Below are 13,449 nucleotides of genomic sequence, written 5' to 3' on the forward strand. Positions count from 1 at the left end.
TAACCCTGAGAAAACACCCGGAAATGGTCCGTCAGGACGATGCTTGGGCCCAGAACCGCTTGGGAATCCGGCCGGCGTGACGCGCTTCGAAACCTGCTACCACTGCGTGCCGCATCGCCGACGCCATCAACGCGGGATTCTTGGCCCGCGTCACCGCTGTCGCAAGTAGGACGGCGTCGCAGCCCAACTCCATGGCAAGGGTGGCGTCGCTGGCCGTTCCGATTCCGGCGTCGAGGATGACGGGCACGCCGGCGCGCTCGACGATCATCTCGATATTGTGCGGATTCGCGATACCCAGCCCTGTCCCGATGGGTGAACCGAGCGGCATGACTGCCGCGCAGCCGACCTCTTCGAGGCGAAGCGCCAGCACCGGATCGTCCGTCGTGTACGGCAGGACGGTGAATCCGTCGTCCACCAATTGTTCTGCGGCGGAGACGAGTTCGATTGCGTCGGGCAGCAGAGTCCGCTCGTCGGCGATGACTTCGAGTTTGACCCAGTTCGTCTCGAGCGCTTCGCGTGCCAACTGCGCCGTCAGGACCGCTTCGGCGGCGCCCCGACACCCGGCGGTGTTCGGCAACGGTTCGATTCCGAGGCGACGAAGCAGGTCCAGAACGCCGGTGCCGCCTGCCGCGTCGACTCGCCGCATCGCGACGGTGGTCAGTTCGGTACCGGAGGCGACAAGCGCTTCCTCGAGGACCGCAAGGTTGGCGGCGCCGCCTGTCCCCGTGATGAGCCGGGAACCGAAACTGCGGCCCGCGATAGTGAGAAGGTCCTGCTCAGCCACCCTGCACCGCCGTGAGGATCTCGATTTCCCAACCACGTCCGACGGATTCGTCCCAACGCCCGCGAGGAAAGAGCGCACCGTCGACGGCGACGGCGATGCCTTTGCTCGGCAACTCGAGGTGCGTCAGAAGTTCGGTCACCGTGACTGCTCGATCGAACTCGAGATCTTCGCCGTTGACGGTGATCCCGATCGGGACCTGCTCACTCATGAATTTTCCTTAGCTACTGCGAACCGCTCGGGTTCGGTTCCTTTTACCTCGACCAAAGATGTGCCGTTCAGCAACGCGACCGTCGCATCGGCGGTGACGGGCGTCAGCAGGACCCCGTTGCGGCCGTGCCCGGTGGAGACGACAACACGATCGGACACGCGCCCGATCAACGGCAGGTTGTCCGGCGTCATCGGACGCAGACCTGCCGCGCACTCGTACAGTTCGTATTCGCCGATCGCCGGCATCAGGGCCTCGGCGTCGTTGATCAGGTCCCGTACGCCGGCCATCGTGACCTGTGTATCCTCGCCGGACTCGTATTGTGTTGCGCCGACGACGATTCCGTCACCGCGCGGGACGAGGTAGGCGGGCCTGCCGTGGACGCTGCCACGGATGGTACGGCTGGGCGCCGGGGTGACTCCAGGCCTACTGCGCAAGCGAAGGATTTCGCCCTTGACCGGGCGTACCGGTAGCCCGGGCCACAGCTTGGGTGACGCGATACCGGCGGTGAGCACTATCTGATCGGTATCGAGTTCGGCGAGGTTGTCGACGGCCCGCGCAATCAATTCGACGCCGGATTCCGCACAGGCCTTCTGCAACGCCGCCAGCAGAAGTCTGTTGTCGACGGCGGACTCACCGACAGCCATCAACCCCGACCGGATGCCCCGGCCCAGCATCGGTTCGAGTTCACGGATGCGCGCGCGACCGAGAACTTCGAGTTCGTGCCCCTGCGAGCTCACCCACTCGGCGATGGTCTGCAGGTCCTGCGCGTCGGCAGCATCGAGTGCAACCGTCAGCGAGCTGTCCGCGGTGAAGACCGATTGCCCGAATTTTCCGAGCTCCTCACCGAACGTCGGCCACCGTTCCAGGGACGCTGCACCGATTGTCAACGCGGTTTCTTCACCCGGCCAGCCTTCGGAAAGCGGGGCAAGCATTCCGCCCGCCACCCACGAAGCACCTGATCCAATGGACGGGTCGTACAACCGAACGGCCCACCCGTCGCGGGCTGCTCGCCACGCGATAGCGAGACCGATGACACCGCCGCCGACAACCGACACCGTACGAGCGTGTGTACTCACGAAACTCCACCTCCACTTCCTGCGCCGGCATGATCCGGGTCAGGTCTGACGGTCGGGATCTGGTCGCGATCCCCTCTCAGCCCTACGAACCTCGCAGTCACGACAAAAAGTGACGACGACGTTTCAGGACTCCCGTGTCGAACCTTGCTCCCTAGAGGCTACCGTTTGCTCCGTGCACCCCACACATCCCAGTAACGACATCGACCGGCGCGAGCGCCTGGCAGCAGCACGGCTGTACCTGTGCACCGACGCGCGCCGCGAGAAAGGCGACCTCGCGCAGTTCGCCGAGGCAGCATTGTCCGGCGGAGTCGACATCATCCAATTGCGTGACAAAGGCTCTTCCGGTGAGCGCGAGTTCGGCCCGCTCGAGGCCAAGGACGAACTGGTGGCGCTGGGCATTCTCGCGGCCGCAGCGCGACGCCACGGCGCATTGTTGGCCGTCAACGATCGCGCGGATCTCGCGATGGCTTCCGGCGCCGACATCCTCCACCTCGGCCAGAACGACATTCCCGTCCCCTACGCGCGAACCGTTGTCGGTGAAGACGTAGTCATCGGCCGTTCGACGAGCAGTCGCGCGCAGGCGAGTCTGGCCGCCATCGAAGAGGGCGTCGACTACTTCTGTACCGGGCCGGTCTGGGCGACACCGACCAAACCGAATCGAAGTGCGTCCGGTTTGGAACTGGTTCGATCGACCGCCGACGCCGCACCGCCGCGGCCCTGGTTCGCGATCGGCGGCATCGACGAAGAACGTCTGCCAGAGCTGCTCGATGCCGGCGCCACGCGCATCGTCGTCGTGCGTGCAATCACGCAAGCATCGGATCCCCAGGCGGCCGCGCAACGCCTCGCCGCAGCCGTCGCTGGGCGCTGAAAGCCGGTAACTGGCGTTCGTCAAGTGTTTGCCGGGCGATTTCCGCACAGTTACGGGTCAGCACGCCTGACTCGAATTGTGAACGGAAGTTGTCCGATCAGACAACAAACTCCCAGTTCCTAGGTGCGATTGGATGTCCGAAAAGTCGGATTAAGTGATCTTGCTCACAGTTGCTTCGATTGCGTGTCACATCCCATTCGGTTTGTTGTAGTTTACCTCCAGTTACTAACTGAACCTAGGAGCACTAAATGGGATCCCTCGACACCGGCTCGCTCAGCACCGAATCGCTCGAAGACCTGAACCTCGGCAAGATCAGCGAGCTGCTCAAGCTCGGTATCACCGCGGTCAGCTTCATCACGGCGCTGAACTCGCTCAGCTGAGCCTCGTTTCGGTCGACGACCGAAACACCGAAGGGCCGGACTCCCGCGGAGTCCGGCCCTTCTGCTGTGTATGAACTGTGAAGACTCGAGTGCTACGACTGCGTACTCGACGCCTCGGACAGGTTCTGGTCGCTGCCTGCCTGGTCGCTGCGTGTCTGGTCGCTGCCTGCCTGGTCACTGCCGTGGTGGGAACTACCCGACAACCATCCGAATCCGCCGTCCTCGAGCACGACGGTGTGCGGATCGCCGTCCACGGCCACAACAGGCTCGGTCCGGAGGTCGGGCCATGAGGAACCGAAGCCCGGATGCAGCGGCAGTGAGTCGACGTCGGCTTCGCGTACCCACCGCAACTCGGTGCTCTCACCATTGGCAACCGTCGACAGTGGATGCGCCGCGTCAGCCACGACGGTGGTGTAAGTCCACCCGCTCTCGGCGCGCATCGTCACTACTTCCCCGCGGACACGGACGGCGTCCTCGGCGATACCTGCTTCTTCGTGTGCTTCCCGGACGGCAGCGTGCGTCGTGCTCTCGTGTGAGTCCCGCGCTCCGCCGGGCAGTGCCCACGTTCCGCCCTGATGGCTCCACGCCGCACGATGCTGCAGCAAGACCATGGGTGATCCGTCCGAATCGGGGGCACGCAGAAGTAGTCCTGCGGCTCCGTGTTTACCCCAATGCCGAGTACCGTCCGATCCGATGGACCAACCGTCACCGTCACCACGCATCGACTACCTCGCTCCGCCCGCTCTCGCCGTTGTCCCACACTAACCGTTTCAATCTGCTCCAGGTGTAGGTGATGCTTATATGCTCGCGAAGATGCCCTGAATCATTTCTCGGCGGCATCATTTCTCGGTAGCCCGCCTACAGCGAAGTGAGGTGCTCGATGGTCGACCGTGTCGTCCCGTCCATCGAACCCCGGTCGCTGCCGCCCTCCGAGGCCACATCAGTGTCGGCGGAGGACGAGCAGGCACTTCTGCGGCGCGAACTGCAGGCCTTCATGTCCTCGACGCCTGGCCGGTTGACCGTCGTCGGACTGATCCTGATCGCGATCACTTTGATCGCCGGACTCCTCGCCACCGCAGCGATCGAGAACCGCCAGGCGAACCTCGACCTCCTCCTCGTCGAAACCGAGCCTCTCGCCAACTCGGCCCAGAATCTCTACAGTGCGTTGTCCTTGGCAGACGCCGCCGCGGCCACCGCCTTCATCTCCGGCGGCCTCGAACCCGCCGAAGTCCGCGACCGATACACGCAGTCGATCGGTGAGGCCTCTGCGGAGATCGTCCAGGCGTCGGCCGGTCTCGACTCGACCGATCTTGCCGGTCACAGCGCGTTGACCACCATCTCGACCGACCTCTCCGTCTACACCGGCCTGGTCGAAACTGCACGGGCGAACAATCGCGTCGGAAACCCGGTCGGGGCAGCATATTTGAGCGAGGCCTCGCAGTTGATGCAGACCTCGCTGCTGCCGATGGCCCAGCAACTGCACGCCTCGCAGGAGACGCTGGTCTCCCAAGTACAGCGCGATTTCGAGACTCCACCGTGGTGGCCGATCGTGGCGTTCGTCTTCGTGCTGTGCGCGCTGGTGGCGACACAGATGTACTTCTCCCGCAAGAGTCGCCGACGCTTCAATCTCGGGTTGATCCTTGCCTCGCTCGCGGTCGCTGCAGCTCTGCTGTGGCTGCTCACGGTCGGACTGGTCTCCGCACTGGCCACCGGGCGCGCGCTCGACGCCGGGGCCGAGCCACTGCACGAACTGACCGAGGCACGAATCATGGCGCAGCAAGCACGCACCGTGGAAACCCTCACGCTGGCGAGGCGGGATTCGACCGCCGAGGACAACGTGACGTTCACCCGCAAGGTCGATGCTCTGCGGGACATCCTCGAGGGCCTGCAAAGCGACGAACGCGCCCGAGTGAACAGCGAAGTGCTGACCGCCGCACTCGACTCGCGCCAGCAGTGGGTGGCTGCGCACACGCGCATGTACGACCGTCTCGGAAACGGCGACTTCACGTCCGCCGCAGCCATCACCATCGGCGCCGGAGAACAGGATTCGGCCGCGGAGTACGGAAAGCTCGATCACGAACTCTGGCAGGGAATCGTGGATTCGCGCACGAATCTTCGGTCCGACGTCTCGTACGCCTCCCGGGTGTTGGCTGCCTCTGCACCGGGCATGTCTGTATTGGCAGTTCTCGGAGTTGCCGGAATCTTCATCGGATTCTGGCCTCGACTGCGGGAGTATCAGTGACGGGAGTACCGGTGATGCGGAGGAAGAGCCCGGCCGTATGTGTCGCGGTTCTGGCAGCGGCCATGCTGGTGCTCGCCGGTTGCGGTGCGGATCGAGCCGAAGACTTGGACAACGCAGGCGCCACGTCGTACACGGAACCGCCGCTGCCGGCCGAGGCCACCATCGCTCCCAGCCCGACACCGACGACTACCGCGTCGTGCACCAACCTCACCGCGAGCCTGCGGCCCACCCCCGCAGACGCATCTCCGCAGCCACCCACGCCGAGCCTCGACGCCATCCGCGCCCGCGGGCGGCTGATCGTGGGCCTGGACACCGGTTCCAACCTCATGAGCTTTCGCGATCCGGCCACCGGGCGCCTCGAGGGTTTCGACGTGGACATCGCCCGCGAAATCGCCCGAGATCTGCTCGGTGACCCGGAGAAGATCGAGTACCGAATCCTGACGTCGGACGATCGGATCGCCGCACTCCAGGAATCGATGGTCGACGTGGTCGTCAAGACCATGACCATCACGTGCGAGCGGCGCGAGAAGGTCGACTTCTCGACGCAGTACTTCTCCGCTGAACAACGAATTCAGGTCTTGCAGGGGTCATCCGTCCGCGGCATCGACGACCTCGCAGGCAAGCGGGTCTGCGCTGCCCGGGGAACGACCTCGGCGACTCGAATCCAGCAACTCCAACCCGAAGCCACCGTCGTCACCGTCCCGATGTGGTCCGACTGCCTCGTCGTCCTCCAGCAGGGGCAGGTGGACGCGATCAGCACCGACGACACGATCCTCGCGGGCCTCGCCTCGCAAGACCCGTATCTGATGATGGTCGGTGGCTCACTGGGCGTCGAACCGTACGGAATCGGAGTGAACAAGGACAACCCCGACTTGGTCCGATTCGTCAACGGAACACTGGATCGGATCCGGAGCGACGGGACCTGGAACCGTATCTACGACCGCTGGCTCAGCGTCCTCGGTCCTTCGCCCGGTCCCCCGCCGGCCGTCTACCGGGATTGAGGCTGACATGACCGAAGAAACCGGCCCCGAGCCCGACGCCACGCAGGCTTCCATGCGTCCCGAACCCGAAGCCACCGGCGCCTACGAGCGGCCCGAGCCCGAAGCCACGGGCGCCTACGAGCGTCTCGAACCGACCTCGGCCCAGATACGAGGAACCACGCCGTCCGCGTCCTCCTCCCCTACCGGCCGCTCCACTCGATCCCGCCGCAGCCGGTCGGGGCGAAAGCTGCGTCTCGGCGGCGGCCTGGTCGAGGTTCCCCCCGTCCCGCAGATCGACCCCGCGTCTGCGGTGATGAGTGACCCGACCGTCCCCGAGCGGAAACGCTTCTGTTGGAAATGCAACGAACCAGTCGGTCGTAAGAGCGCAAGCACCAAGGCAACTCAGCACGGCACCTGCCCCAAGTGCGGTTCCACTTTCGACTTCCGCCCACTCCTCGAAGAGGGCGAATTGGTGTCCGGTCAATACGAGGTTCAAGGGCCCATCGCGCACGGCGGCCTGGGATGGATCTACCTCGCGATCGATCGCAATGTCAGCGACAGGTGGGTAGTTCTCAAGGGGCTCTTGCATTTCGGTGATTCCGAAGCGCAAGCCGTTGCGGTGGCCGAGCGTCAGTTCCTCGCCGAGGTCGCCAACCCCAGCATCGTCAAGATCTTCAACTTCGTCGAGCATCCGCGCCCGGACGGCACACCCATGGGGTACATCGTCATGGAGTACGTGGGTGGGCGATCATTGCGCGAGGTGCTGGCCGAATTCCCGGACGGCAAGCACATGCCGATCGAGCAGGCAATCGGCTACGTACTGGAAATCCTTCCGGCGCTGAGCTATCTGCATTCCACCGGCCTGGCCTACAACGACCTCAAGCCCGAGAACGTGATGGTCACCGAGGATCAGTTGAAGCTGATCGATCTCGGCGCCGTGTCCGGAATCGAAGACTACGGATACCTGTACGGTACCGCCGGCTATCAAGCACCCGAGATCATCGAGACCGGTCCGACCATCGCCTCCGACATCTTCACCGTCGGAAGAACACTCGCGGTTCTCACCCTCGACATGCCTTCGAAGCACGGACGGTACCTCGACGGCCTTCCCGAACCCGAGGACGAGCCACTACTGCGCGACCACGAGTTCTTCCACCGTCTACTGCTACGCGCCACCGACCCGGATCCGAAGAAGCGATTTCAGTCCGCCGAGGAAATCGCGGGACAGCTCACCGGCGTTCTGCGAGAAATCCTCGCCGAGCAGACCGGGCAGGAGAATCCCGGACTCTCGCTCGTGTTCAGCAGGCAGCGAACGTCTTTCGGCACCGATGAATTGGTCGGGCAAACCGATGTGTACGTCGACGGTATCAGCCACGACGCCGCTCTCGATCCGCGCGAAGTTGCGCACGCACTTCCCATTCCGTTGGTCGACCCCACCGATCCCAGCGCGCCGTTGCTGGCAGCGGCGGTGCACAGCGAACCGTCTCAGACTCTCGATGCTCTCAAGCATGCCCGCGAGAACGGAATCGACCGAACGTCAGGCACACCGGCGGCCGCCGTCTCGGGCGAAGTTCGACTGGCCGAGGCCAAAGCTCATCTCGATCTCGGTGATCCGGAAACCGCACTGACAGTTCTGGGCGAACTCCAGCAGAACATCGGGGACCACTGGAAGATCGAGTGGTATCGAGGACTTGCGGCGTTACAACTGGACCGATTCGAGCCCGCTTTCAGTCACTTCGAGGCAGTTCTCACCGCACTGCCCGGCGAGGCTGCCCCCAAGCTGGCGTTGGCAGCGACGGCAGAACTGATTCTCCAGCACTGGGAGAGCGACGACCCGGACCAATGGTGCCGATTCTCCGAGAAGTACTACCGCACCGTCTGGCGGACCGAACGAAACTACGTGAGCGCAGCATTCGGGCTCGCCCGACAACTCGCCGATCACGGCAACAAGAAGGCAGCCATCGCCGCCCTCGACGAAGTACCCACGTCTTCCCGGCACTACAACGTCGCACGGATGTCCAGCGCTCTGACGATGCTGTCCGGCGTTCCGATCGCCGAACTCGACGAATCGACTCTGCGGGAAGCCGCCCGTCGTGTTCGGGCGCTACCTGCTGAAGAGAGCCGAAGCCTGCAGATGCGAACCCTGGTGTTGGGCACGGCACTCGATTGGATTCGCTACGGCAATCGCTCGCACACCGAACTCGAACCCATCCTCGATCTGCCCTTCACCGAGCAAGGTCTGCGCACCGGAGCCGAAGCCTGCCTTCGCGCCCTCGCTCGCGCCACGACCTCCCGCACGCACCGCTACGCCCTCGTGGACCGGGCGAATGCGGTGCGTCCGCGCAGCAATTTCTGACGGACGCCCCGAGGTTTACAGTGCTGCAGAAACCTATAGTGCGGCCACCAAAGCCTTCGCCGCGCGGGCGATCGCCAACTCCTCGTTGGTGGGGACCACCAGCACCTCGACGGCCGACGAGGATGCGGAGATACGACGCTCGTCGCGACTCTTCGCCTCGTTGAGAGCCGGATCGACCTCGATACCGAGACGGGAAAGCCCGGCCAGGCTGTCGCGTCGTACGTCGACGTTGTTCTCCCCGACGCCGCCGGTGAAGGTGATGACGTCGACGCCACCGAGTTGAACGATGAAGGCGCCGATGTACTTACGGAGCATGTGCACGTAAACGTCGTACGCAAGTTGTGCGTCTTGGTCGCCGCCCTCGATCAGTGCGAGCAGGGCACGGAAATCGTTGACTCCCGACAGTCCCTTCAAACCGGAGCGCCGGTTGAGGAGGTCGTCGATCTCGTCGACCTTCATTCCCGAGTTGCGGTTGAGGTGCAAGATGATGCCTGGATCGATGTCGCCGCTGCGGGTGCCCATGACAAGACCCTCGAGCGGGGTGAGGCCCATCGTGGTGTCGATGGCCTTGCCGCCCTTGATTGCCGAGGCCGAAGCGCCGTTTCCGAGGTGCAGAACTATCTGATTCAGCTCGGCCGGATCCTTGCCGAGGAACTCCGCGACCCGTCCAGACACGTATTCGTGTGAGGTCCCGTGGAAGCCGTACCGGCGAATCTGGTTGGCCTTGGCCACATCCCGATCGATCGCATAGGTGGACGCCGCCGCGGGCAGTGTGTGAAAGAAGGCGGTGTCGAACACTGCTACGTGCGGAACGTCTGGCAGTTCTTCGCGCGCCACCTCGATACCGATCACGTTGGCCGGATTGTGCAGCGGCGCAAGGTTCGACAAATCCGCGATGGCTTTCACGACGCCGTCGTCGATGAGAGTCGGCGAATAGAAGATGTCACCACCGTGCACGACTCGGTGACCGACTGCGATGATTCCGGCCTCACTCAGCGGCCGTCCGACCTCGGCGACGATGTCGAGCACCATCTTCAGACCTGCGCGGTGATCGGCGATCGGAAGGCTCCGGTCTTCGACTCCGGTGCGGTGGTTGTAGACGATGTGGCCGTCGGGCTCACCGATGCGCTCGATGAGACCGTGCGCCACCGATTCCGCCGTATCCGGATGCACGAGTTGAAATTTGATGGATGACGAGCCGGAATTGATGACCAGTACGGTGCCGTCGCTCACGCTTGCGCTCCCTGTGCCTGTATTGCCGTGATAGCCACGGTGTTGACGATGTCCTGGACCAACGCTCCACGCGAGAGGTCGTTGACCGGCTTGTTCAGTCCCTGCAGAACCGGCCCGACGGCGATAGCACCGGCGCTACGCTGCACTGCCTTGTACGTGTTGTTGCCGGTGTTCAGGTCCGGGAACACGAACACCGTTGCTTTGCCCGCCACCAGCGAATCCGGCATCTTCTTGTCGGCGACACTCTGCTCGACGGCGGCGTCGTACTGAATGGGCCCTTCCACCAACAGATCCGGTCGACGCTCGCGCACCAAAGCGGTCGCGGTGCGAACCTTGTCGACGTCGGCTCCGCTGCCCGAATCCCCGGTGGAGTACGAGAGCATCGCGATGCGCGGATCGATCCCGAACTGCGACGCCGTCTGTGCGGACGAGATCGCGATGTCCGCCAACTGCTCCGACGTCGGGTCCGGAACCACGGCGCAGTCACCGTAGGAGAGAACGCGGTCGGCCAGGCACATCAGGAAGATGCTCGAGACCGTCGAGACACCGGGGGCGGTCTTGATGATCTCGAACGAGGGTCGAATCGTGTGAGCGGTGGTGTGTGCAGCGCCGGACACCATGCCGTCGGCAATTCCCAAGTGCACCATCATCGTTCCGAAGTACGAGATGTCGGCGATCACCTCGCGGGCCCGCTCGATGGTCATGCCCTTGTGAGCACGCAGCGCGGTGTATTCCTGTGCGAAGCGCTCGGTGTACTCGGACTGCGCGGGTGCGAGTACCTGCGCGCCACTGATGTCGACGCCGAGTTCCGCTGCGCGTCGACGCACACTGGGTTCGTCACCGAGGATCGTCAGGTCGGCAACCTGGCGCTGCAGCAACCGGCCGGCCGCGCGCAGGATCCGGTCGTCGTCACCCTCAGGCAGGACGATGTGCTTGCGATCGCGTCGAGCGCGGTCGATCAGCTTGTACTCGAACATCTGTGGGGTCACGACGGACGGGATCGGCAGTGCCAGTCGGTCCATCAGGACGTCGGCGTCGACGCGCTGTTCCATCAAGCTCAACGCGGTGTCGACCTTGCGCTGCGAACCGACTGCCACGCGTCCGCGGGTTTGGGCTGCGGCGCTTGCGGTGTCGAAGGTACCGAGGGTTGTCGTCAGGATCGGAAGACGCTGTTTGAGGCCGGCCATCAACGCCGCGATGGCCGGGTGCGGCGTGATCCCGCCATTCATGATGATGCCCGCGAGCGACGGAAATCCCTCCGCCTCATGCGCATTGAGCAACGCGAGCAGTACGTCCGAGCGATCGCCCGGTGCGATGACGACCATGCCCTCGACCAGACGCTCGAGGATGTGCTCGGCGGTCATGCCGCCCACCATCACCTTGAGCGCTTCGCGGTGCAGCAGTTCCGGGTCACCCGAATACAACTCGCCGCCGGTGGCCTCCATCAACTCGGCCATCGTGGGCGAGACGAGCAACGGAATCTCCGGCAGGCTCCACGTCGGAACACCGATGTCGGACAGCGCTGCGGTGACCTCGTCGAGCTTGTCGGGATCGCAACGATTGGCGACGACAGCGAGCAGATGAGCGTGGTTGGCGGCCAACTCGGCGGCGCATAGATGCGCGAGCTGGGCGACCTCCTCGACACTGCGCCGAGCGCCGCGTACCGCCAGCAGAACCGGCGCGCCGAGGTTCACGGCGATGCGGGCGTTGAAGCTCAGCTCGCTCGGGCTTGCTACGTCGGTGTAGTCACTTCCGATGATGACGACGGCGTCGCACTGCTCGGCCACGGTGTGGTACTTCGCGACGATGTCGGCCAGCGCGGCTTCAGGATCGGCGTGAACCTGCTCGTAGGTGACGCCGAGTGCGTCGGCGTAGGAGAGATCGGCGGTGGTGTGCTCGAGCAGCAGTTCGAGGATGTAGTCGGTTTCCTCGGTAGAGCGGGCGATCGGGCGGAAGACACCGACCCGGGCGACGGTCGCGCACAGCATCTGTAGCACGCCAAGCGCGATGGTGGATTTTCCGGTATCACCTTCAGGAGAGGCGACGTAGACACTCGACACGGCAGCGGGCGCTTCTGGCATGCCCAACAGCCTAGTGTGGGCCGCCGCCCACCTTGCCACTGATCGTGGTCACGCTCACGCTCGTGCCGACAACCGGCGGCTACGAGAAAGACGAACGGTGCCTGCCACACGTCGAGTGGCAGACACCGTTCAGTTGATCTCGAGGATCAGCCCAGAGCACGCAAGCGAGGCGCGAGGTCACGCTCGAACAGTTCGAGGAACCGGCGCTGATCATGGCCCGGTGCGTGGAACACCAGGTGATTGAGACCGGCATCGACGTAGGCCTTGACCTGCTCGACGGCGTCGTCCGGATCGGAAGCGACGATCCAGCGCTTGGCCACCTGCTCGATGGGCAGAGCGTCGGCAGCGGCTTCCATTTCGATCGGATCCTCGATGCTGTGCTTCTGCTCCGGCGTCAGGGACAGCGGAGCCCAGAAGCGGGTGTTCTCGAGTGCAGCCTCCGGATCGGTGTCGTAGCTGATCTTGATCTCGATCATCTTGTCGATGTCGGCGACGTCGCGCTCGGCCTTGGCTGCGCCCTCGGTAACGGCTGGAAGCAGCTTCTCGGTGTAGAGCTCCATGCCCTTTCCGGAGGTGCAGATGAAGCCGTCACCGGCACGTCCCGCGTACCGGGCGACAACGGGTCCGCCGGCCGCGATGTACACGGGAATGCCACCCTCGGGAACGTCGTAGATCGACGCGCCACGAGTGGTGAAGTACTCGCCTTCGAAGTCGACACGATCGCCCAGCCACAGCTCACGCATCAACCGCACGGACTCACGCAGCCGCGCGAAGCGTTCCTTGAACTCGGGCCACTCGCCCTGGAAGCCGGTGGCGATCTCGTTGAGAGCCTCACCGCTGCCGACGCCGAGCATGATGCGTCCCGGGTAGAGACATCCCATCGTCGCGAACGCCTGAGCGATGACTGCCGGGTTGTAGCGGAACGTCGGCGTCATCACGGACGTGCCGATCTGCACGCGCTCGGTGCGCTCACCGACGGCGGTCATCCAGGCGAGCGAGAACGGTGCGTGGCCACCGTTGTGGCGCCACGGCTGGAAATGATCGCTCACCGCAACGGAATCCATGCCGTGCTGCTCTGCCAGAACTGCCAGCTCTACCAGTTCGCGAGGGCCGAATTGCTCAGCCGATGCCTTGTATCCGAGCTTGAGTTCCTGCGCCACCGTGCACTCCCTTGTCGTCTGTTTCGTTTACTTCTCTGACATGCTTCACGTTCTTTGCAGACTATCCAGACACCGCTGGGA

General features: G+C 64.1%; 12 protein-coding genes and 1 riboswitch. Of the genes, 5 read left to right on the top strand and 7 right to left on the bottom strand.

Annotation, left to right across the window (positions count from 1 at the left end; genetic code table 11):
- Nucleotides 1-31: 31 nt before the first annotated feature.
- The 3 genes from PCS43_RS17995 to thiO form a co-directional block, all read right to left on the bottom strand.
- A complete protein-coding gene (locus PCS43_RS17995) occupies nt 32-784 on the bottom strand; it encodes a thiazole synthase (protein WP_007726857.1) in 753 nt (250 codons plus the stop codon).
- The gene (gene thiS / locus PCS43_RS18000) at nt 777-992 is read right to left on the bottom strand and encodes a sulfur carrier protein ThiS (protein ID WP_003944402.1); all 216 of its coding nucleotides are present in this window, start codon (nt 990-992) and stop codon (nt 777-779) included. The genes PCS43_RS17995 and thiS overlap by 8 nt, the downstream gene beginning before the upstream one ends.
- A complete protein-coding gene (gene thiO, locus PCS43_RS18005) occupies nt 989-2,068 on the bottom strand; it encodes a glycine oxidase ThiO (RefSeq protein WP_192712083.1) in 1,080 nt (359 codons plus the stop codon). The genes thiS and thiO overlap by 4 nt, the downstream gene beginning before the upstream one ends.
- A riboswitch (TPP riboswitch) is annotated at nt 2,068-2,214 on the bottom strand. It overlaps the preceding gene by 1 nt.
- A 26-nt stretch (nt 2,215-2,240) precedes the next feature.
- On the opposite strand from thiO, the gene thiE reads away from it, so the two are divergent.
- Nucleotides 2,241-2,936, top strand: a complete 696-nt coding sequence (gene thiE / locus PCS43_RS18010; RefSeq protein ID WP_192712082.1) for a thiamine phosphate synthase — start codon at nt 2,241-2,243, stop codon at nt 2,934-2,936.
- 248 nt (nt 2,937-3,184) lie between these two features.
- On the top strand, nt 3,185-3,316 hold the full coding sequence (locus PCS43_RS18015) for a hypothetical protein (protein WP_003944354.1): 132 nt from the start codon (nt 3,185-3,187) through the stop codon (nt 3,314-3,316).
- 92 nt (nt 3,317-3,408) lie between these two features.
- On the opposite strand, the gene PCS43_RS18020 is transcribed toward PCS43_RS18015, so the two are convergent.
- Complete coding sequence (locus PCS43_RS18020) at nt 3,409-4,038, bottom strand: NUDIX hydrolase (RefSeq protein ID WP_209907953.1); 630 nt, start codon at nt 4,036-4,038, stop codon at nt 3,409-3,411.
- A 158-nt stretch (nt 4,039-4,196) separates the two neighbouring features.
- On the opposite strand from PCS43_RS18020, the gene PCS43_RS18025 reads away from it, so the two are divergent.
- Genes PCS43_RS18025 through PCS43_RS18035 form a run of 3 tightly spaced genes read left to right on the top strand, consistent with a single transcriptional unit; the run spans nt 4,197 to nt 8,894 of the window.
- Nucleotides 4,197-5,558: a hypothetical protein gene (locus tag PCS43_RS18025; protein WP_042452116.1), complete on the top strand. Its 1,362-nt coding sequence runs from the start codon at nt 4,197-4,199 to the stop codon at nt 5,556-5,558.
- Nucleotides 5,559-5,572: 14 nt separating this feature from the next.
- Nucleotides 5,573-6,559, top strand: a complete 987-nt coding sequence (locus PCS43_RS18030) for a glutamate ABC transporter substrate-binding protein (RefSeq protein ID WP_003944406.1) — start codon at nt 5,573-5,575, stop codon at nt 6,557-6,559.
- Between the two features lie 7 nt (nt 6,560-6,566).
- Nucleotides 6,567-8,894, top strand: a complete 2,328-nt coding sequence (locus PCS43_RS18035) for a serine/threonine-protein kinase (protein WP_047269456.1) — start codon at nt 6,567-6,569, stop codon at nt 8,892-8,894.
- A gap of 33 nt (nt 8,895-8,927) precedes the next feature.
- Here the strand turns inward: PCS43_RS18035 and PCS43_RS18040 are convergent, their stop codons facing one another.
- From PCS43_RS18040 to fgd, 3 genes are all read right to left on the bottom strand, one after another.
- A complete protein-coding gene (locus PCS43_RS18040; protein WP_047269457.1) occupies nt 8,928-10,127 on the bottom strand; it encodes an acetate kinase in 1,200 nt (399 codons plus the stop codon).
- Nucleotides 10,124-12,208: a phosphate acetyltransferase gene (pta, locus tag PCS43_RS18045; RefSeq protein ID WP_042452123.1), complete on the bottom strand. Its 2,085-nt coding sequence runs from the start codon at nt 12,206-12,208 to the stop codon at nt 10,124-10,126. The genes PCS43_RS18040 and pta overlap by 4 nt, the downstream gene beginning before the upstream one ends.
- A gap of 146 nt (nt 12,209-12,354) precedes the next feature.
- Entirely contained in the window at nt 12,355-13,368 is a 1,014-nt protein-coding gene (gene fgd / locus PCS43_RS18050) for a glucose-6-phosphate dehydrogenase (coenzyme-F420) (RefSeq protein ID WP_054186924.1), read from the bottom strand.
- Nucleotides 13,369-13,449: the final 81 nt, after the last annotated feature.

The sequence above is a fragment of the Rhodococcus sp. C-2 genome (genome assembly GCF_027854095.1).
In the GTDB taxonomy this organism is placed as follows: Bacteria; Actinomycetota; Actinomycetes; order Mycobacteriales; family Mycobacteriaceae; genus Rhodococcus_F; species Rhodococcus_F qingshengii.